We start from the raw sequence: 21,343 nt of genomic DNA, 5'->3' as shown, positions 1-21,343 counted from the left end.
ATACAGTTAAAAAAGGGCCACTTACACCTGGTAATGCGGCCCGTCAAAACACAATAGTTTAATATTTTAATTTCGAGAAGGCAGTTACAACCTCTGCGCCTTCAATATGAAGGCCTCTCGTTGCTGTAGCGGTCTCACCATTAATGATATACACATAATACTCCCCACTATCATCCTGCATTACATAATCGATTGTTTTACCATCAGACTCGGCATAAACCACCATTTTAAACCTGACTGCGTCATGGCTCGGAATCCCTTTAACTTCAGTAACCTTATTGTTAAATACATCAGCAATGATCATTTTAACCTTCCCTTCGTTTTCTTTTGGTACAGTGTAAACCGACATCAGGAATTTACCGTTACCGATATATTCTCCTCTTGAAATTTTCGCCCCTGTAGCAGCCTCTATATTGAAGAAATACGATTTATCAAATTGTTCTGCTCCTTTTTTGATCCGGACGATCCCTGATGGCCTGGCAGATCTGCGCTGTTCTCCATCGCCCATCGCTGTAGACCAGGCATAAACATCTCCATTTTCAATTTGCTGTACCCCTTGCTGACTGCTCCAGTCTCCGATAAAACCAGTCCGGTCATCTCCGATTGTTTTTTCATATTTAAGCTCAGGATAACTGAAAACAGCCACCCAGGTACTATCCAGACTTCCGTATTCCCCTTCATAAACTCTTCCACCCGGTGTATGCTTAAATTTATAATAAGGCATATATAATTTATTATTTACCTGGAATAAGCCTGTCCAGACTGCATTAAAGCCTGTTCCAGTGATCTTTTTAAGATCTGTAGTTGTTCTCCCTGCAAGCTGAAGGTTTACAGCGTCAAAACGGAATAATTCACCAACACCACTTGAACGCGGGTCACCACCACCAACCCAGGAATCATTATTTACCTTACCATATACACCTGTACGAAAGGTTGTTACTGTTCTTCCGGCAACACCGATTTTTCCATCATCATAAATACGATAAGGGGTAACAGGTCCCTGTTCATTATAAGCCTGTGCGAATACAGTATTATTCTGAACAACAAAAGAATAGGCATCGACCTCAACCCCATTTTTTGTGGAGGATATCCCTCCTTTAGTGATGTCATCCGCACCTACGATATAAGTCGCAGCATTATCTCCTTTACCAGTATATACAAATACATATTTTGAGCGGGTAAGTTTCCCGGGGTCCGGGTTTCCGGTACCAGAACCATCTGAAGTATTTTTATCCTTACTGCACGCGCCTAAAAGCACAGCCATCCCTAACATTCCTGTCAGTAAAAAATTAGTCGTCTTTTTCATTGTTCTATTTGTTTGATTATTAAAAGCTTAAAAATGAGCTGAGGTAGTCATCCTGGATCAGATGCCTGTTTTTTTAGAGAAATAATAACGAAGCTTGAGATTGAAAGCCCTGCTGGGTTTTTGCAGCGCAAAATTGTCGTATAATTTAGCGTCTGTTAAATTCAGACATTCTACTGCCACATTATATTTTCCACCAGCCATTGCATAGATCATACTGATATCATGCGCCCATTGTGTCGGGATATCCAGCTTTCCGGTCTTATCTCCCTGACTTGGCCAGAACAGATAAAATTTATTGACAAATAATAAATTATACCCCAATGTAAGCTGATTCCCTTTTTTCAGCACATTATCGAAATAAAGACTGGCATTGGCATTCCCAAAAAGATAGGGCGTATTTGGTATACGGTCCCGGTAAAGAACACTCCTGACCGTAGATTTTTCCCCGCTTTTCAGCGTTTCAAACTCAGTATCATTCCTTAAACTCTGATAAGTGACATTGGTATTGAGCGTAAACAAGTTCTTATAGGTATAACGCAGCTCGGCATCTATACCACGGTTAGTTACTTTAGCTTCATTGATACTCTTTTGCAAATATCTTCCGTTACTCCCTCCAGGCTGAGCAAGCTGCCTGATATAGTCATTGGCATTGCGGAAGATGTAATTCGCCTGAATCTGGAAAAAATGTATCTGATTAATTTTAGCCGTATAAACAGCTCCAAGATTAAAATTGTTACTGTTTTCAGGCTTCAGGTCCATATTTCCGACTGTAGTGTATACATCCCCGAACAATTCATTATTGCCTGGCAAACGGTAAGCCTTTTCGAAAGAAACTTTAAGCTGGAGATTATCCCTTAAAAAATATGACCCCGCAAATCCATAACCCAGCTTTGATAAATCCGAATTGCGGGAAAGAATAGTATAGGTTGTTTCTTTAGTTGAATTATCAAAAAATCTCAAGACATCATTACTGATCACATGCTGATTGTATTGTTTGACAAAAGCTGTAAAATTCAGTTTTTCATTCAGGTTCAGCCGATAGCCCAGCCCAAGAATATTTTTACGGGTAATCTGTGGCTGTTTATCCTGAAGATTATCCAGGTCAAAATGGTTAACTCCTTTTCTGTTAAAAGAAGAAAACTGTTCATTCAGTGAAAAAGAATGATGCTCATTGAGCGCATAGTTTAGTGCCGCATTGGCCAGCCCGTTGTTATTTTTGAACCTATAGTCACTTAAACTTACTTCTCCTCCCTGACGATCCGGGTTAGCCGGGTCCCTGTAAACAAAACTTCCGTCCCAGGTATAGGTCTTAAAAGCAGTATCCACATTACGTTCTTCCCCAAAATTAAAATTACCATTAACCCTTAAATCCAGTCCTTTGACCAGCAGGTTCTTTTTCAGATATTTCAAAGTGGGCTGTACAGTATTTCCCGATTTCCATCTTGCACCAAATACATCATGCATTCTGGTTCCCGTCTGTATATCCGCCCTGTTCTGTCCCAGCGTAATCCCCACTAAAAACTGATCAGCAAACTTTTTACCCGATAAACCAATATTCGCTATCATCGTTTCATTGTGGTACTGGTCATGAAAACGACGGACCCTTGTCGGTGTATTCAGTCCGGTTTCCCTGTCGACAACATCTCCGGTGACCCAGTAATTATTATCAGAATAATTTTGGAAGGCACTTATTTGTGCTGTAAAACCGGATTTAGCTGTATAACCCGCATTAACCGAACTTTTATGTGTATTGAAAGAACCGTACGAATAAGAGGCGTCGAGATAAGTTCGCGGATCAGTATTAGTCACAATATTCACTGCACCACCTAGTGCATCCCCGCCAAGCCATACAGGAACCACTCCCTTGTAAACTTCTATACGGTCAGCAAAATTTACCGGGATATTATTCAGCTGGAAAGAAGATCCAAAATTATCCATTGGCATTCCGTCCAGGAAAAACTTCACCTGGTTACCCGAAAAACCATTCAGACTAAAAGTAAGATCCGATCCGACTCCTCCCGATTCACGGACGCGGGCCCCGGAAACCCTGTTCAACACCTGTCCAAGGTCCATAGTCGTATTGTAGAGCGTTTTTGCGTCTATCGATATGACATTATAGGCCTGTCTGTTTGTCTTTTGATTTTTGCTGAAACCATGAATAGCAACTTCATCGATCTCTCTCACATCCTGCTTCAATCTGAAACTAACATTCAGCTCTTTTCCAGCGGTAATGATGACCTCTCTTTCTGATTTCACATGGCCCAGCGCATGGATTTTCAGTTGATAAGTCCCCGCGGCCAGACCTGTAAAATGAAACTCTCCTTTTACATCACTAACAACAGATTTATTAGCAGGTAATAACCGGATAATTGCGCCTGGAATGGCCTCTGACTGCTCATTATATACGCTCCCTTTGATTGTAATGTGCGGTACACTTTGTGCCCGGACATAAAACAGAAGGGCGCACAGTGTACCCGTCAGAAAAATTTTCTTAATTTGCATTGCTTTTAAATGATAAACGATTTAGAGGTAACCCCATTTGGGGATGAGTCATACAGGTACGAACTGTATGGCTCTTTTTTTTAAAATTTATTTCATTTTTTATTCTTTCACAGCCGGTTTCCCTGCTTCTACTTATACTATTATCATAAACCGGGTTTTACCCCTACATCTATTTAGAATAATTTTAAATAAAATGAAATAAAGATTTTAATCGCTTAACTTATCGATGCGCATTACCCTGCCATCCACTTGTATACCACGTTTAAGAACTCCCGAGCGGAGATCATAGATCCAGAGCTGAGTTTTATCATTTTGTTGATATACCGACAAATAAGCAAAATTTTCATCGGCACTGACATCCATATTAAAATCCAGAAAGATTGCCGGTGTGGCTAATGTGGTTCTTTTCTGCCTGCGGAGATCCAGTAGTTCATACCGTGCTATCCTTTTTGTCAGATAATCATCAAACCGGCTGATCCTGGCAGACTCCACAATCTTTGTCAATGCCAGACCGTGTCCGAGATTAAAAAGCGTATAAGCCTCCTGAGCGCCATGACTTCCCAGCTTAAACAAGTAATTTGGATCAAATGCATTTGCCCCTTTATTCAGCCTTAAAACAGCTGATGGGGCAACAGGGTGATTACCTGTCCTGCCACCAGGTTGTCCCAACACATAAATTGTGTCATTCAACAGGACTGAATTTGAACTCCATCCATTGTAACTTCCGGGCCAGGTGGTTCTTTTATCTTCAAAACTATTTTGCATCTGCAGTTCCGGATAACTGAATATACTTGTATGCACTGCATCATCAGGAGGGTTGACATGCTCACGCATAAAGCCTTTCTGAAAGGTATAAAACACGAAAAGTCGGTTATTTAGCAGCTTAGCAAAGATTCCTGTATAATTCAGCCCTTTTGGAGCCAGGGGAACGGCTAAAGTTCCGCTACGTTGTACTTTCATCTCTTTCAGCTCAATTTCTATGTATTGAAACTTTTCATTGACTACACTACCCATTAAAACAGTATGTTCATTGACCCAATTGACCCAACTGGAATAAGGCTCCCAGGCAAAGGGCTTCATATCTATTGTTCCTTCCAGGACTAACCCTTCCGGAGTTGCCCTGTACTTCAGCAGACTTTGATCTTTCCTGTCCATCAACAAATAATGCTGATCATAAACAGCGATAGTCATCCCCGGCACATCAATTCCTTTGGCTACCGGTTTGCCATCCCATAATGAAGAAGCCGGCATAAAAACAGCCGCATCCTGATGCTGATCATAAACAATCAACCCATACTTATGGTTATTTTCCACGTGATCAACAGCACAGGAATTCAGAAAAATTAAAATAAATAAAATTCTGAAGTCAAAAAAAGATTTGAGATTTACAGATTGAAATTGGCTCATTCAGCTTCGTTAGAGGTTAAAATCTCTCTTCATATTCATCGCCAGAGCAGGCGGCATATTCATCAGGTTGCGATTCTCAGCCACGACCAGTTCATCCGCTTTATAAAGATAATAGCCCAGCAAATAAGAACGGCCTTTTCGTAAATTCAGTTTTTTAGACCAGGTCTGTCCGTCAGTACTTTTTGACACAACAAGAATCTCCTTATCACTGGAAGTGGTATTGCTTAGCATCATATTTCCCGAGAAACTGATATCCAGTGGTTCATTTGCCTGCTGAGCCAGCTTTACTTTGCCATTTTGTCCAAGACGGATACGTAATCCATCAAATTCTTTCTCCTGTGAAGGCTTTGACCGGTCATAACGAAAGACCAGCTGATGGCCGGCTGGCTCATTCCGCTGAAAACCAAAGAAATAAAATATAGCCAGCAAACTTGCTGCAATAGCTAGCTTAAATACCCGGTTTTTATAGAGTTGCGAATGATCGTGCTTTAAATTCTGAGCCTTAATCCGGGCCCAGACCTCACCCTGCAAAGGAATATTTCCGGCAGTAATATCTTCTGCATCCGATTCGTCATCGTCCCCTTCCATCCATTTTGAATAGATTTCCAGCTCTTCCTCAGAAGCATTGCCCGATAAACATTTTTTTAATAATTCCGGATTCATATACTTGGCCTGCTGATTATAATTATCATAATCCTCCTTTATCCCCTATGTCAGCCTGAATAAAAATTTATGACAACGGATATTTTTCAAGTCCTTTCCGGATAACCTTTAGCGCTTTCGTCAATTGATTTTCAACGGTTTTTTCTGAAATCAACAGATTCACTGCAATCTCCCGGTTATTTAATCCTTTTTCCCTGCTCAGCAGATAAACCATTTTACATCGCTCAGGCAGACTACTGACCAGTTTATCTACGTCTTCCCTTAAAAACCGGTAAAGAACTTCCTGCTCTGTATGATTATTATCCTTAGCCGCCTGTCTTTGCTGCAATTCGTCCATCTTTTTCACTTTCCGGACTTCATCACTATAGATCCGGCTGATCCGGAAACGGACGGCACGGACGAGATAATTTTCTATCGTATCCTCGTTCAGCAATAAACTATCCCTGCGTTGCCATAAAGAAGTAAAGACCTCCTGTATAAGCCCTTCAGCCTGATACACATCGCCCAGATATTTATAGCCCAGCTGATAGAGTTTCTTCCAGTAGCATTCATAAAGATGAAGAAATGATTCTTCGTCAATTCTAAACAGGTTGATTTTGTTATCAGAGGATTGTTCAGACACGATATTTTTTGTTTGATGTGTCAAAGGTAATATAATTTAGAACCATTCAAAACTGATGCAATTCAGGAAGATGATTTATCCTAACCGGCTATCCCGATAATTTATAATCTAATAATATTAAGCAGACCGTGTAACGATTTTATTTAAAACGATATTAAATCCCCTGGACGGCTTGTTTGTTAAATTATTTTTAAGACTTTTAGATGACATGGACAACAGAAGAGATTTTATCAAAAAGGCCTCCTTATTAACCGGAGCCCTGAGTCTTTCATCAATTTTACCGGGATCTATACAAAGGGCACTAGCCATTGATCCTGAGCTGGGCACAACCTTTCTTGACGCAGAGCATATTGTTTTCCTGATGCAGGAAAACAGATCTTTTGATCACGCTTTCGGCTCCTTAAAAGGAGTACGTGGTTTTAACGATCCAAGGGCGATCCGTTTGCCTAATGATTATCCTGTCTGGTTGCAAAGTAATAAAAAAGGGGAGACCTATGCTCCTTTCAGACTCGATCTTAAAGACAGCAGGGCTACCTGGATGAATTCTTTACCACATTCCTGGGAAAACCAGGTAGATGCCCGTAATAACGGAGATTTTAATGGCTGGCTTGAAGCTAAAAAATCAGGCAATAAAGCCTATGCGGATATGCCATTGACCATGGGTTATTATAACCGCGAAGATATCCCGTTTTATTACGCACTGGCGGATGCTTTTACGGTTTGTGACCATAGCTTCTGTTCTTCCCTGACAGGGACGAGCCCTAACCGATCTTTCTTCTGGACTGGGAAAATCAAAGAAGAACAAAATGAGAAGAGCAAAGCCCATTTATCAAATGATGATATAGATGGTTCAGAAAATTTAAGCTGGAGCACCTTTCCGGAACGATTATCCGCAAATGGCGTAGACTGGAGAATATACCAGAATGAATTAAGTGTCGGGGTAGGTTTTGAAGGCGAACAGGATGACTGGCTGGGAAATTTCACAGACAATCCCATTGAATTTTTCAAACAGTATCATGTAAAAAGACATCCTGAATACATAGCCTGGCTGAAAAAGGCAAAAGCTAAATTAACTGGTAAACTTCAGGAAAAACCTGATCCCAAACTCCGGAAATCACTGGATGCAATCGAAAAAGACCTGGATTTCCTGGAAAATAACCCTTTGGAATCTTTAACCCAAGAACAACAGGACCTACACCGCAGAGCCTTTACAACCAACAGAAATGACCCCGATTTCCACCAGCTGGAATCCATCACTTATGATGACCACGGCAAAGAAAGAACTACCGCAATTCCAAAAGGAGATGTATTACATCAGTTCCGTTCGGATGTAGATACTGGTAAACTACCAGCTGTTTCCTGGCTGGTCGCCCCATGTAATTTCTCTGATCATCCGGGCGCACCCTGGTATGGTGCCTGGTATCTGTCAGAAGCCATAGATATTTTAACCAAAAACCCAGAGGTATGGAAAAAAACAATTTTCATCCTGACCTACGATGAGAACGACGGCTATTTTGACCATATCCCTCCTTTCGTCGCTCCTAATCCAAAAGATCCGTCTACCGGGATTGTGTCTAAAAACCTGGATATAACTGCCGAATTCGTACAGAAAGGACAGAGTAAAAGAGAAAGCTCGATAGGTTTGGGTTTCAGAGTCCCTATGGTGGTTGTTTCACCATGGACAAGAGGAGGTTATGTAAACTCTCAGGTCTTTGACCATACCTCTTCAATCCAGTTCCTTGAACATTTTTTAAGCCATAAAACAGGCAAAAAGATCCATGAAGAAAACCTGACCTCCTGGCGAAGAAGTTTATGCGGAGACCTGACTTCTGTTTTCAGGCCTTATAATGGTGAAAAAATACCCCTCCCAAAAACTATAGAGAAAAAGCCGTTTATAGAGAGTATACATAAAGCCCAGTTTGCTAAACTACCAGATAATTTCAAAAAACTGGACCAGCAGGAAATTGCTGCGGTAATTAAAAATCCCAAAGGCTCCCAGCATCTTCCGGAGCAGGAAAAAGGAATTAAGCCTGCTAACGCCATCCCTTATGAAATCTATGCTCAGGGAGGCTTAAATCCTGCTAAAAACCAATTTAAAATTACTTTCACTGCCGGAAATAAGTATTTTGGAAAAATAGCAAGCGGCGCTGGTTTCAATGTCTATGCAAAAACCAGGAACTGGTCATTTACCGCCGAAGCAGGAGATACCCTCAGCTATTTATGGCCATTAGACACTTTCGGAAATCAGCAATATGACCTGAAGGTATATAGCATAAATGGCTTTTTCAGGCAATTTGCTGGGAATGCTCACGATCCCGAAATTACAATTGCGCTGGTTTATCAGAATGAAAAAGGAAAGATCAATCAATTGAATGGAAACGTATTACTGCATATTAAACGCACCGGTAAAAAAGGACTGATAAAACTGACACTGACAGATAATGCTTATCAGACCAAAACTCTTGATATTTTACTCGCTGAAAAAGAAGAAGAAAAATTTATCCCTGTTGATCTGACTGGTAGCCATCACTGGTATGATTTCACCATTACGGCAAAAGGACATCCGGCCTTCAGCCAGCAATTTGCAGGCCACGTAGAACATGCAAAAGAAAGCTATACAGATCCTTTAATGGCTAAATAACCCCCTTTAACCAAAGAACCACATGAAAAAACGTTTTTTAATCCTGGTAACTGCCTGCCTGCTGCTCAGTTACTATCCTGTCTCTGCGCAGACCGAGCCATTGATCTCGCCGCGTCCTTTAGCTATTCAAATGGAAAAAGGAAGTTTCCGGCTGGACGCATCCACGCAAATAATCGCGTCAAAACAATTAAAGACAGAAGCTGATTATTTAAAAACAAAACTGCAAACCTCTGCTGGTTTAACCCTGTCAGTTAATAATGCATCACCAACGGGCAAAAATAAACTCGCCCTGCTTGTAGATGCTAAACAGCTTCCTGAATTTGGGAAAGAAGGCTATCAGCTGATCGTAAACACAGGAGGGATCAAAATAACCGCAGCAGATAAAGCTGGATTATTTTATGGTATGCAAAGTCTTTTGCAGTTAATCAATCAGGGCGATAACAAATTGGAAATCCCCCTGCTGACTATCAAGGATAAACCCCGTTTTAGCTGGAGAGCTTTAATGCTGGATGAAGGCCGTCATTTTAAAGGAGAAAAAGCCGTTAAACAACTGCTCGATGATATGGCCATGCTTAAAATGAACGTATTTCACTGGCATCTGACCGACGATCAGGGCTGGAGAATTGAAATCAAAAAATATCCTGAATTAACTAAAGTTGGTTCTAAACGTAAAGATTCACAGACTGCCTGGAGGAGTGAAAAACGCGAAGGACAACCACATGAAGGCTTTTATACTCAGGCACAGATTAAAAACATTGTTCAGTATGCAGCCGAAAGACATATTACTGTCGTTCCTGAAATTGAAATGCCCGGTCATGCCAGTGCAGCAATTGCATCTTATCCCTGGCTAGGAACAACCGGTGAAAAGATAGAAGTTCCAGTTACTTTCGGCAAGTTTAAAGATACTTACAATGTAGCTGATCCAAAGGTATATACCTTTCTGGAAGACGTCCTGACCGAAGTCATGGCTTTATTCCCTTCCAAAGTAATCCATATTGGCGGAGATGAGGTTTTATATGATCAATGGAAAGCTTCTCCCCAGGTGAAAGCACTAATGGTTAAAGAAAATCTGAAAACGCCAGCCGATGTACAAATCTGGTTTACCAATAAAATTTCAAAATTTATTGCTTCAAAAGGCCGCAGAATGATGGGCTGGAACGAAATTATGGGAGGTAAAGTCCATGAATTTACAGACGATAAAGAAACAGCAGCCAAAGAAAAGCTGGATCAGGGAACTATTGTTCATTTCTGGAAAGGAACTACAGAAATGGTAACCGATGCAGCTTCAAAGGGCTACGACGTGGTGAATTCCTACCATATCTATACTTATCTGGATTACGATTATAAAGAAATTCCGATCCGTAAAGCTTACGAATTCAATCCTATTCCCGAAGGACTGGACCCTAAATATGACAAACATGTATTAGGTCTGGGTTGCCAGATGTGGGGTGAATTTATTCCGACAGAGGCATCTATGCAGGCTATGATTTACCCGCGTTTAGCTGCCTATGCAGAAGTTGGCTGGACTGATTTATCACGCAAAGATTACACCTATTTCAAAAACACGATGAAACTGATTGAAAACCATTGGAAAGCCGAAGGTATTCAGGTCGAGTCAGCCGATTACGACGCTCTGGCTAAATAGTATAAAACCCCATCTTTAAGCCAGGATAGAAGTAGCATGAGGCCACGTTTTGCCTAAGGGAAAACGTGGCCTCAACGTGGGGTAATGTTGGCCTCATGTTGGCCTCATCCCGACCAGTATCCGGAGAAGACCAGGATAACTGTTAAATAAAGTAATGAATTGGGTTTGTCTTTTGTTCTGTTAAATGCGTAGTCAGTTCAGGAAATTTTGCCCTTAGCAAATCCGTCAGCAGATCAGAAGTAAACTGCTCACTTTCAAAATGTCCGATATCTGCGATGACCAGTTTACCATCTGCATCAAAAAACTCATGATATTTGAAATCGGCAGTAATAAAAGCATCCGCACCTGCAGCAATGGCATTGCCCAGTAAAAAGCTCCCTGAACCACCGCAAACTGCTACTTTTTTAATTTTTCTGCCAATCTCCCTGGTATGTCTGATTACCGTAACATTCATTCTGGACTTCAGAAATCTTAAAAAATCCACCATGTCCATTTCTTCTTCCAGCCATCCGACCATACCAGAACCAACCGTGTTTAATTTATTCTCCAACGGATAAATATCATAGGCAATCTCCTCGTAAGGATGATTTTCCAGCAAGGCAAGCAGTACTTTTCTCTCGTCCTGAATAAGAAATACGGTTTCTATCCTTACTTCCTGTTCCTGATGCTGTATTCCCTGCTGACCTACAAATGGCTGTGTACCGGCCGAAGCTTTAAATGTTCCTATACCTTCAGTATTAAAGCTGCATTCACTGTAATTTGCAATATCTCCGGCTCCGGCAGCGAAAAGAGCTTCTCTTAACCGTGCAGCATGTGCTACAGGACAAAAAGTAATCAGCTTTTTCAAAACGCCTGCTTTGGGTACCAGTGTCCGGGATTGCTGTAAACCCAAACGCTTACAGATAACCCCGTTTACTCCGTTCTGCACACTATCCAGATTAGTATGGATCGCATACAGGGCGATATTGTTCCGGATTGCCTTAATAATTACGCGTTCTACATAATTTTTACCTGTCAGCTTTTTTAAGCCTTTAAAAACAATCGGATGATGTGTAATAATGAGATTGCAATTTTTTGCGATAGCCTCATCTACAATATCCTCTGTACAGTCCAGTGCAACCAGGGCCCCGGTTATTTCCTGATTTGTATCCCCCGTCAGCAAGCCTGAATTATCGTAATCTTCCTGATAGTTCAAGGGCGCATAGGTCTCCAGATATTTTGTAATTGCTGCTAATCTCATTGTCTGATCGCCCCCATTTTCGCCATTTGCAAACTTTCAAAGGCCATTTTCTGATTAAACTCAAAGGCCAGGCTCTTGTAATTGATCAAATCTATAATCGTTCCGATCATACATAAACCGTAGGTGAAAAAGTAAAGGATTCCCATCCCTATCTGATTCACTAAAAATCTGGATAATCCCGGCACAAAAAATCCTAAAACACAATAAAGTACCATATCGTCAGGATTTCTTCTTTTACTGTGATATATCATCAAAAATCCATTAAGCTGCTGTTCATTAAACCCTGTAGTTACCGATTGCAGGTAAGAAAATTCTTCGGGTGTGATGCCCGGAAGCATCATAAAAGGTGAGTTATACATAATATTTCTCCTTACTAATTAAATTCTTTTTCTTTTTCCATTCGTTACGGCCAAGTTTCACAATTCTGAAACAGATGATCAGTAGAGCCGGCAGGCCAAGCCAGTGCTGATGAAAACTCTCCTCCAGATTCCCGTGGAACAACTGCGTAATGGATCTTCCCAGTCCGCAGCCCGGACACCAGTCCAGTCCCAGGTTAGCAAGAGGGCAAAAAGTAAAATGATGTACCTTACTATGTCCCTGTGGTTCAGCTACTGCCAGTAAAGTTAAACCCGTCACCCAGCAGATCAGCTCCAGTGGAAAACGGCTCAACCAATTGGTCAGGCTGGTTTTGAATTTTAGAGTCATAAATGGTTGCATTGTTACATTTTAGCAAATCATAAGTATTATCTTTGCGAAGTGAACATCCGTGACCTGATCAACAGATATAAAACTGATGAGCGTATCGAAGCGCTTGCAAAGACCCTCAATTCGGGTAAAGGTAATAAACTTCAATTAAAAGGTTTAGTGGGATCTGCTGATGCCACAGTTGCCGTAACAACCTATTTTCTGTTACATAAACCTCAGTTATTTATTCTTCCTGACAGGGAGGAAGCAGCTTATTTCATGGCAGACCTGGAAAATATTCTTGAAAAAGAAGTATTGATCTTTCCTTCTTCCTTCCGTAAAGCCTTCGATTTTACCCAGGTGGATACTGCAAATGTATTGGCCAGGGCAGAAGTACTCAATGAACTCAATCACAATTCCACTTACGGAAAAATTGTAGTTACCTATCCCGAAGCACTGGCAGAAAAAGTAATCAACAGGGCTGTTCTCGAAAAAAACACCCTTGAAATCAGTCTGGGCGTTAAACTTGGCATAGATTTCATTAACGAATTTCTGGTTGATTACGATTTTAACCGGACAGATTTCGTCTATGAGCCTGGCCAGTTTTCTATTCGTGGCGGTATCGTGGATATTTTCTCTTTTTCACATGACCTTCCTTACAGGATTGAGTTTTTTGGAGATGAAGTAGAAAGCATCAGAACTTTCGAAATTGACAGTCAGTTATCAGTAGAGGATGTCAAAACCTTCACTATTATTCCCAATGTACAATCCAAATATCTGACTGAAAGCAATATTAACCTGCTTGACTATGTCGAAAATGACACACAGCTCTGGTTTAAAGACGTAGAATTTACCCTTGATGTCATCAAAACCGGTTATAAAAAGGCTGTCGAATTATGGAAAGCCCTGCCTGCAAAAGAAAAACAGGAGAATCTGGACTGGATTGACCCTAAATTTGCTTTTTCTGACGAACGGATGATTGGTGATATCCTTCAGGATTTCACACTGATAGAATTTGGAAAACAGTTTTTTTATAAAACGGACAATGTATTTCTGTTTGATACCAAACCGCAACCATCATTCAACAAAGATTTCAATCTGCTGATCCATAATTTAAAGGAAAACGAAAAAAACGGCATCCATAATTTTATCTCCAGTTCTTCGCCAAAACAGACGGAACGGCTTTATGCTATTCTCGATGATATTGATAAAACTGCCAAATTCGTCCCCGTTAATATTCAGTTAAGGGAAGGATTTATCGATCCGCAGCAGCAGATTGCCTTTTATACTGATCACCAAATCTTTGACAGGTTCTATAAGTACAAATTAAGAAGAGGGTACCAGCGCAGCCAGGCTATCACCATGAAAGACCTGCGTGATCTGAAACCGGGAGATTTTGTCACCCATATAGATCATGGTATCGGGAAGTATGCCGGACTGGAAAAGGTTGAAGTCAATGGTAAAACGCAGGAAATGATCCGTCTGGTTTATGCCGACAATGACCTCCTGTACGTAAATATCAACTCACTGAACCGCATTGCAAAATATAGCGGAAAAGATGGGACACCACCCAAAATGAATAAACTGGGCACAGAGGCCTGGGATAAACTCAAAAAAAACACAAAAAAAAAAGTTAAAGACATTGCCCGGGACCTGATCAAACTCTATGCATTGAGAAAATCACAGGTAGGTACCGCATTTGATCCAGATAGCTATCTGGAGACCGAACTGGAAGCTTCATTTATTTATGAAGATACGCCCGATCAGGTAAAAGCAACATCCGATGTCAAAAAAGATATGGAAGCCCCACATCCGATGGACAGACTGGTTTGCGGAGATGTAGGTTTCGGAAAGACAGAAATAGCTATCAGAGCTGCTTTTAAGGCTGTAGCCAATGGAAAACAGGCTGCGGTCCTGGTACCGACAACTATTCTGGCCTTACAACATTTTAAAACTTTTTCAGGCAGACTGAAAGAATTTCCGTGCAGGGTAGATTATATCAACCGTTTTAAAACCAATAAACAAATTAAAGAAACACTTGCCCAGGTAGAAGAGGGTAAAATCGATATTATTATTGGTACTCACCGCCTGCTGAGCAAGGATGTGAAATTTAAGTCTCTCGGTATTATGATTATCGATGAAGAACAAAAATTCGGTGTATCTGCCAAAGAAAAGCTACGCGCACTTCGTGTCAATGTAGACACTTTAACGCTTACAGCCACGCCAATACCAAGAACCCTTCATTTTTCATTAATGGGTGCAAGGGATTTATCAATTATGAGCACCCCTCCACCCAATCGTCAGCCGGTAAATACGGAATTACATGTTTTTAACGACAAACTGATACAGGAAGCTGTACAATTTGAACTGGATCGTGGCGGACAGGTCTTTTTTATTCATAACCGCGTTAACGACCTGCCACAACTGGGTGGGCTGATCCAGACCCTGGTTCCCAAGGCCCGTATTGGTATCGCACATGGCCAGCTGGACGGTGATGCGCTTGAAGATGTCATGCTTGATTTTATCAATGGGGAAAAAGATGTTTTGGTAGCGACTACGATTATAGAAGCCGGACTGGATATCCCGAATGCCAATACGATCATTATCAATCATGCCCATATGTTTGGTCTGAGTGATTTACACCAGATGCGCGGACGTGTCGGCAGATCCAATAAAAAAGCATTTTGTTATCTGTTAAGCCCTCCCTTATCTACCCTGACTTCCGAAGCCAGGAAACGGCTGAGTGCGATTGAAGAATTTTCTGATCTGGGTAGTGGTTTCAATATTGCGATGCGCGATCTGGATATTCGCGGGAGCGGGAACCTTCTGGGTGCAGAACAAAGCGGGTTTATTGCAGAAATTGGTTTTGAGATGTACCATAAGATCCTCGATGAAGCTATACAGGAACTGAAGTCAGACGAGTTTAAAGATTTATTCAAAGATGATAAAGAGCGTCCTTTCGTCACTTTTACTCAGATTGATACGGATCTGGAGTTACACATCCCTGACGATTATGTAACTAACATTACAGAGCGTTACAACCTCTATACGGAACTTTCTAAGCTGGACAACGAAATACAGCTAACCGCCTTTGAAACGTCGTTAAAAGACCGCTTTGGTACCATTCCGAAGCCTGTGAAAACCATGTTGAATGTTTTGAGGCTGCAATGGGCCGCTAAAAAGCTGGGATTTGAAAAATTAAGTTTTAAAAAGGGTGTTTTAAGAGGTTATTTTATTGCTGACAAACAATCTAATTTCTTTGATTCTCCGGTATTCCATAAAATCCTGTCATTTGCACAGCAACATCCACGGATGTGTAACCTGAAAGAGGTTAAAAACACACTGCGTATTGCTTTTGAAGATCTTAAAAACGTAGACGAGGCCATACAAATGCTGGAAATGGCCGGTCAATAAATCTTATCCGATGAACCCACAAATATTAAACGAACTGGTTACCTTTAAAATGCCTTTTGGTAAGTATAAAGACAAAAAGATCTGTGATTTACCAGAATCATACCTCATCTGGTTCAATAATCAGGGTCTTCCTCCAGGCAAACTGGGGGAGCTGATCGGTACGATGTATGAAATCAGGCTAAATGGTTTGGAATATCTCCTGAAACCGCTAAAAAACAAGTAGAACAGCCTTTATCCGGCGGTCAGCTCCCTGACCAGACGGAGCTGTTTTCCTTCCAGTTTAAAAGTCCATTCAAAAGAAGACTCACTACAAACTTCCTCTTCATCGGGATGGGCTGCTCTGAAGGCCTGATCTGAATTTGTTCCGTATTGTAACTTTACTGTATCTCCTTCAATTTTGAGATGGTATAAAGAATAACAACCTTCGTCCTCTGTATGATTTTCACTGCTCAATTCATTTTTATGCTTTAAATCATCCAGTTTAACAGCCTTAAATAAGTCATTAAAGCTTCCCATCTGGAAATAATCATAGATATCATTAAAGTTTCTGATAAACAGTTCTTTGCTGATTTTATTCCCGTTAGCTTTTCTGGCCTGGTCAAAATCCTCATTGAGATCATAAATTGACAAGGTACTTTCGGCCAGCGGAAAATTAAAATATTTTTCAATCAGGTTGATATCCTTATCCCCAAAAGCCTCCTGCATTTGTTTAAGTTCAGCTATGATCAGTTTCTTCTGGTCAGCCGCCAGGGTTCCGCTCCGGAACTTATTATTTCCTTTACCGCTAGATCCTGCACTGCCTTCATCTTTACCAGACCGCTCCGTACAGGCCGAAAAAGCGAGTATAAACACCAAAATTATATAACAGAACTTACTCATCTTCACTAGTTTAAAACCAGGTATAAATAGGCAAACACTACTGGGGCAGCAATTAATAATCCATCAAATCTATCCAGTAAACCACCATGTCCTGGTAAAAGTGTACCTGAATCCTTCGCATCCAGACTTCTTTTAAGCATGGACTCTACCAAATCCCCTAGTGTACCAAAACTCACAATTAAAACAGCCATTCCTGCCCAAACGAGCATAGGAATTTCAGTAAAAAACAACGAAATCAGGAACGAAACCAGCAAACTGGTGAACATCCCGCCAAAGAAACCTTCCCATGTTTTTTTAGGGGAATGGCGTTCAAATAATTTATGGCTTCCCAGTTTCCTGCCAAACAGATAGGCTCCTGTATCACTTGCCCATAACAATAATAAAAATGCCAACGGTAAATGAAAATTATGTGTCTTCCAATCCTGTATAAAAGCCAGAGAGTAGAAAAAACAGAAAGGAACTGTCACATAGACGAACCCTACAAATGTGTAGGCAATATTCGCAAACGGAATCTTATCCTTTTTATATAATTCTCCTAAAAAGACAGCCGATACCATCGGAATCAGCAGCAATAAATATTTCGTTTCAAACTGGTATAAATGATATGCCGCAGTAATCAGAAATAGCATTGCACTAACCACCAATCCAATATTACGATGTGGTCTGATCCCACCAATTTTAATCAGCTTGTAAAATTCTGCCAGTGAAAATACACTTAAAAGCAGATAAAAAACTGTAAATGTATATGCCCCCAGGAAAATGGAACCTAACATCACGATAGTAAAAAAGAATGCCGTTATTGCTCTGGTCTTCATTCCGTTTCTGTAGATTTTATATAAGCTTCTGCAGTATCGAAATCCTTTTGGCTAACCAATACTTCTATAACACCGAAAGTCTGGTAAGATGAATCTTTTTTATTCATAATCACCGCTGCTATGTCGTTTTCTATTAATCCCTGTTTAATGATCTCTGCTGTGATAGGATCTTCTGTGGTATAAACCTTAACCCAATTGTTCTCCATTGTGCGCTGTGGTTTTGTGTTTTAAATAATAAAATAAAAGTACGCTCAAAATTAAGCTAATAATAGAGGCATACCATGGAAAATATGAAGAATTATCTGCTTCACTTAAAGGAATGTGATGTTTTTGTAAATACCAGGCTAAACTAACCGCGTAAGCATTATTGAGGAAATGCGCAAACATGGCGTACCATAAACTCCCCGTCCACAGATAAATGTATCCAAATGCGGCCCCCAGGAACATTCTTGGAAAAAATCCAAAAAACTGAACATGTATAGCACTGAAAATAAATGCAGAAATCCATATCGCTACATGCGGGTTATTAAACATCCTGGTAAATATACGCTGAACACCACCCCTGAACATCAATTCCTCACCTATAGCCGGCAATAGTGCTATCACTACTATATTGATCAAAAAATCAAATCCATTCTTTGTCTTCAATAATAATTCTGTCATTTTTGTAGCTTCATCCTCGGCATTCCGCATCCAGTTTTCTATGGGTTTAAGAAAATCGGGAAATGACATTTTCTGATTAGCCATCGCAATCATCTCCATCAGCGGCATAGAACAGAGCATAATTAAAAATACCAGGAGAAAGATAAAAGCTTTTGGTCTTTTAAATCCGTAAAAATCCTTTATTCTTATTTTTTCTGTCTTTGCAAGCCACAGAGGGGGTAAAATGAATAAAAAACCGGTAGTTAGTGCCTGGGAAATTTTCAATACAGTTACATAATAAGGATTTCCCATGAAGTCTGTGAAATTACCAAATGCACCGCTTCCGAAAACCAGAAGCATCACTATAAAACTTAAAATAGTTCCAAAGCTGATACCCGCAATGGCATAACAGAGAATCATAAGTAGCTGTAAATAAGCACCCCTTTCCTCTCGCTCTTTGTAAATGAAATTCATTATTGGGAATAGTTTGTACCTTTGTCTTTTTAATTTTGGATTGAAGATAGAAAAATGTCTGTAAAGATAGGAAATATTGACCTGGGAGAATTCCCTTTATTGCTTGCACCAATGGAAGATGTAAGTGATCCTCCTTTTCGTTTTGTATGTAAACAAAGCGGGGTGGATATGATGTACACTGAATTTATCTCTTCCGAAGGACTGATACGTGATGCAGCAAAAAGCAGGCAGAAACTGGATATTTTTGAATACGAAAGACCTATAGGTATCCAGATTTTCGGCAGTGAAATATCCACTATGCAGGAAGCTACAGAAATAGCAACCCTGGCCAAACCAGATCTGATTGATATCAATTATGGCTGCCCGGTTAAACAGGTAGCCTGTAAAGGAGCTGGTTCAGCCCTTTTGCAGGATATAGATAAAATGGTAAAAATGACCGAAGCTGTAGTGAAAGCTACGCATCTTCCGGTTACTGTTAAAACCAGATTAGGCTGGGATGATAATACTAAAAACGTTGATGAAGTAGCTGAAAGGCTCCAGGATATAGGCATACAGGCCTTAACTATTCATGGAAGGACCAGATCGCAGATGTATAAGGGAGAAGCTGACTGGCGGATGATCAGGGATATCAAAAGAAATCCGAGAATCAAAATACCTGTTTTTGGTAATGGTGATGTAGACAGTCCGCAAAAGGCATTTGAGTGGCGCAGAGAATTTGAAGTGGACGGGATTATGATCGGCAGGGCTGCTATTGGTTATCCATGGATTTTCAGAGAAATTGCTCATTATTTTAAAACCGGGGAAAAACTTGCCGGTCCTACTGTAGCAGAGAGAGTTAGCGTTTGCCGTGTACATTTAGATAAATCTATTGCATGGAAAGGCCCTAAAGTTGGTATATTCGAAATGAGACGCCATTATGCAAACTATTTTAAGGGTTTACCTGATTTTAAAAACTATAGAATGTTATTGGTTAAAGAAGATAATATTGAAATAATTCATGCTATTTTAGACGAAGTGGCAGATAAATATCATCATATTCTCCTTGAAGGAGAAATGGCTTGATTTTTGAAAAACACTTGTTAAATATAGATTACAATGGTCACAGCAATAACACAGGGCGTTAAGATTTCGGTAGATACGGTGTATCAGGAAGAATATTCCAATCCAGAGAAAGAGCATTTTATGTTTGCCTACCAGATTACCGTAGAAAATCTTTCAGATTATTCCATACAGCTGATGCGCCGTCAATGGTTCATCTTCGATTCTAACGGAACACAGCGCGAAGTTGAAGGAGAAGGTGTGGTTGGTATACAGCCTGTTATAGAACCCGGAGAAAGTTATTCTTATGTCTCAGGATGCAATCTTACTACTGATATGGGCTCTATGTCTGGTAACTATACCATGCACCGTATACCTGATTCTACAGATTTTACCGTAGATATTCCGGAATTCCAGTTAATCGTTCCGTATCGCTTAAATTAGTTTCTGTTCCTTCCAAATAGCATGGAAGCATAATATAGTAAATTAGCCAGTGCACCTATTGCTGCTACAACATAGGTCATGGCTGCCCACCATAAGGCATCCTTGGCCTGCACATTTTCTTCCTTGCTGTGCATCACCACCTGATTATTTTTTAACCAGATTAATGCTCTTTTACTCGCATCGAATTCTACAGGGAGGGTGATAAAGCTAAAAATAGTAACTAATGCCAGTCCGGCAACGCCAATTCCCAGAACTATTGGGTTTCCGGTAAATCCTATTAATAAAATACCTATAATCAGCACCCACTGTAAGAGATTGGACGATATACTTACCACAGGGACCATATCTGTCCTGAACTGGAGCCAGTGATAGGATTTAGCATGCTGAACCGCATGTCCGCATTCATGTGCAGCCACTGCTGCTGCGGCTACGCTTCTTCCATAATAAACATCAGTACTCAGATTAACAGTTTTCTCAGCGGGATTATAATGATCAGTCAGCTGCCCGTCTGTATTCATAACGCGCACATCATATATCCCATTATCATGTAACATTTTTTCAGCTACCTCATGTCCCGAAAATCCAGAATTTAACTGCATTTCTGCATATCTGGAAAATTTATCTCTGAATTTCCATTGCACAAAAACACTTAAAATGAGCATTGGAATTATAAAAAATAAATAGGTTCCCATCTCTTAATATATCATTACTAAATATGTAAATCAAAAATTGTTCCTATAATCATTTCATTCTTTGTTTTTTTTTGTAAAAAATAAAAATCCCGATCCAAACCATCCTTTTTATAAAAAAAAAGAACATGCTGGTTAAAAAATTATTTACCAATAAAAAAAAGACTCAATATTTAACGCAAAAAACAAGTGTTATTTTTTAGTAAAAAAAGAAGCTGTCTTTAAAAAACTTCATTAA

19 protein-coding genes are annotated in these 21,343 nt (G+C 40.3%); 6 read left to right on the top strand and 13 right to left on the bottom strand.

Annotation, left to right across the window (positions count from 1 at the left end; genetic code table 11):
* Nucleotides 1–58: 58 nt before the first annotated feature.
* The 5 genes from HDF25_RS08490 to HDF25_RS08470 all read right to left on the bottom strand — a co-directional run bounded on the left by HDF25_RS08490 (nt 59) and on the right by HDF25_RS08470 (nt 6,500).
* Entirely contained in the window at nt 59–1,306 is a 1,248-nt protein-coding gene (locus HDF25_RS08490; protein WP_184624318.1) for a DUF4374 domain-containing protein, read from the bottom strand.
* 57 nt (nt 1,307–1,363) lie between these two features.
* Nucleotides 1,364–3,808, bottom strand: a complete 2,445-nt coding sequence (locus HDF25_RS08485; RefSeq protein ID WP_184624317.1) for a TonB-dependent receptor — start codon at nt 3,806–3,808, stop codon at nt 1,364–1,366.
* Nucleotides 3,809–4,015: 207 nt separating this feature from the next.
* Nucleotides 4,016–5,215, bottom strand: coding sequence for a hypothetical protein (locus HDF25_RS08480; RefSeq protein ID WP_184624316.1), 1,200 nt, complete (start codon nt 5,213–5,215; stop codon nt 4,016–4,018).
* A gap of 9 nt (nt 5,216–5,224) precedes the next feature.
* A complete protein-coding gene (locus HDF25_RS08475) occupies nt 5,225–5,878 on the bottom strand; it encodes a hypothetical protein (protein ID WP_184624315.1) in 654 nt (217 codons plus the stop codon).
* Between the two features lie 67 nt (nt 5,879–5,945).
* Nucleotides 5,946–6,500 (bottom strand): RNA polymerase sigma-70 factor, encoded by a 555-nt coding sequence (locus HDF25_RS08470; RefSeq protein WP_184624314.1) that lies wholly within the window; start codon nt 6,498–6,500, stop codon nt 5,946–5,948.
* Between the two features lie 208 nt (nt 6,501–6,708).
* On the opposite strand from HDF25_RS08470, the gene HDF25_RS08465 reads away from it, so the two are divergent.
* Complete coding sequence (locus HDF25_RS08465; RefSeq protein ID WP_184624313.1) at nt 6,709–9,141, top strand: phosphocholine-specific phospholipase C; 2,433 nt, start codon at nt 6,709–6,711, stop codon at nt 9,139–9,141.
* Nucleotides 9,142–9,163: 22 nt separating this feature from the next.
* A complete protein-coding gene (locus HDF25_RS08460) occupies nt 9,164–10,786 on the top strand; it encodes a beta-N-acetylhexosaminidase (RefSeq protein ID WP_184624312.1) in 1,623 nt (540 codons plus the stop codon).
* A gap of 142 nt (nt 10,787–10,928) precedes the next feature.
* Here HDF25_RS08460 and HDF25_RS08455 read toward each other — a convergent pair whose 3' ends face one another.
* From HDF25_RS08455 to HDF25_RS08445, 3 genes are read right to left on the bottom strand one after another with little or no spacing between them, the layout of a single operon-like run.
* Entirely contained in the window at nt 10,929–12,026 is a 1,098-nt protein-coding gene (locus HDF25_RS08455) for a Nif3-like dinuclear metal center hexameric protein (RefSeq protein ID WP_184624311.1), read from the bottom strand.
* Nucleotides 12,023–12,385: a TM2 domain-containing protein gene (locus tag HDF25_RS08450; RefSeq protein WP_184624310.1), complete on the bottom strand. Its 363-nt coding sequence runs from the start codon at nt 12,383–12,385 to the stop codon at nt 12,023–12,025. Before HDF25_RS08450 ends, HDF25_RS08455 begins: the two co-directional genes overlap by 4 nt.
* Complete coding sequence (locus HDF25_RS08445) at nt 12,378–12,731, bottom strand: DUF2752 domain-containing protein (RefSeq protein WP_184624309.1); 354 nt, start codon at nt 12,729–12,731, stop codon at nt 12,378–12,380. The genes HDF25_RS08450 and HDF25_RS08445 overlap by 8 nt, the downstream gene beginning before the upstream one ends.
* Before the next feature lie 51 nt (nt 12,732–12,782).
* Here HDF25_RS08445 and mfd point away from each other — a divergent pair, with 51 nt between their 5' ends.
* Together mfd and HDF25_RS08435 are read left to right on the top strand one after the other, a co-directional pair.
* On the top strand, nt 12,783–16,124 hold the full coding sequence (gene mfd / locus HDF25_RS08440) for a transcription-repair coupling factor (protein ID WP_184624308.1): 3,342 nt from the start codon (nt 12,783–12,785) through the stop codon (nt 16,122–16,124).
* Between the two features lie 10 nt (nt 16,125–16,134).
* Nucleotides 16,135–16,347 (top strand): DUF3820 family protein, encoded by a 213-nt coding sequence (locus tag HDF25_RS08435; protein ID WP_184624307.1) that lies wholly within the window; start codon nt 16,135–16,137, stop codon nt 16,345–16,347.
* A gap of 8 nt (nt 16,348–16,355) precedes the next feature.
* On the opposite strand, the gene HDF25_RS08430 is transcribed toward HDF25_RS08435, so the two are convergent.
* Genes HDF25_RS08430 through HDF25_RS08415 form a run of 4 tightly spaced genes read right to left on the bottom strand, consistent with a single transcriptional unit; the run spans nt 16,356 to nt 18,934 of the window.
* Nucleotides 16,356–17,003: a hypothetical protein gene (locus HDF25_RS08430; protein WP_184624306.1), complete on the bottom strand. Its 648-nt coding sequence runs from the start codon at nt 17,001–17,003 to the stop codon at nt 16,356–16,358.
* 5 nt (nt 17,004–17,008) lie between these two features.
* A complete protein-coding gene (locus tag HDF25_RS08425) occupies nt 17,009–17,818 on the bottom strand; it encodes a phosphatidate cytidylyltransferase (RefSeq protein ID WP_184624305.1) in 810 nt (269 codons plus the stop codon).
* Nucleotides 17,815–18,024 carry a DUF2007 domain-containing protein gene (locus HDF25_RS08420; protein ID WP_184624304.1) on the bottom strand — a complete coding sequence of 70 codons (210 nt, stop codon included), beginning with the start codon at nt 18,022–18,024 and terminating at the stop codon, nt 17,815–17,817. Before HDF25_RS08420 ends, HDF25_RS08425 begins: the two co-directional genes overlap by 4 nt.
* Nucleotides 18,005–18,934: a CPBP family intramembrane glutamic endopeptidase gene (locus tag HDF25_RS08415; RefSeq protein ID WP_184624303.1), complete on the bottom strand. Its 930-nt coding sequence runs from the start codon at nt 18,932–18,934 to the stop codon at nt 18,005–18,007. Before HDF25_RS08415 ends, HDF25_RS08420 begins: the two co-directional genes overlap by 20 nt.
* Before the next feature lie 54 nt (nt 18,935–18,988).
* On the opposite strand from HDF25_RS08415, the gene dusB reads away from it, so the two are divergent.
* Together dusB and apaG are read left to right on the top strand one after the other, a co-directional pair.
* Complete coding sequence (gene dusB, locus HDF25_RS08410; RefSeq protein WP_184624302.1) at nt 18,989–19,996, top strand: tRNA dihydrouridine synthase DusB; 1,008 nt, start codon at nt 18,989–18,991, stop codon at nt 19,994–19,996.
* 33 nt (nt 19,997–20,029) lie between these two features.
* Nucleotides 20,030–20,416, top strand: a complete 387-nt coding sequence (gene apaG / locus HDF25_RS08405) for a Co2+/Mg2+ efflux protein ApaG (protein WP_184624301.1) — start codon at nt 20,030–20,032, stop codon at nt 20,414–20,416.
* Here apaG and HDF25_RS08400 read toward each other — a convergent pair.
* Nucleotides 20,413–21,108, bottom strand: coding sequence for a zinc metallopeptidase (locus HDF25_RS08400; protein WP_184624300.1), 696 nt, complete (start codon nt 21,106–21,108; stop codon nt 20,413–20,415). The genes apaG and HDF25_RS08400 overlap by 4 nt on opposite strands.
* Between the last annotated feature and the right edge of the window lie 235 nt (nt 21,109–21,343).

The sequence above is a fragment of the Pedobacter cryoconitis genome (assembly GCF_014207135.1).
Taxonomy (GTDB): Bacteria; Bacteroidota; Bacteroidia; order Sphingobacteriales; family Sphingobacteriaceae; genus Pedobacter; species Pedobacter cryoconitis_D.
Note: the sequence above shows the minus strand (reverse complement) of the source record. Positions and strands in the feature narration are given on the sequence as shown.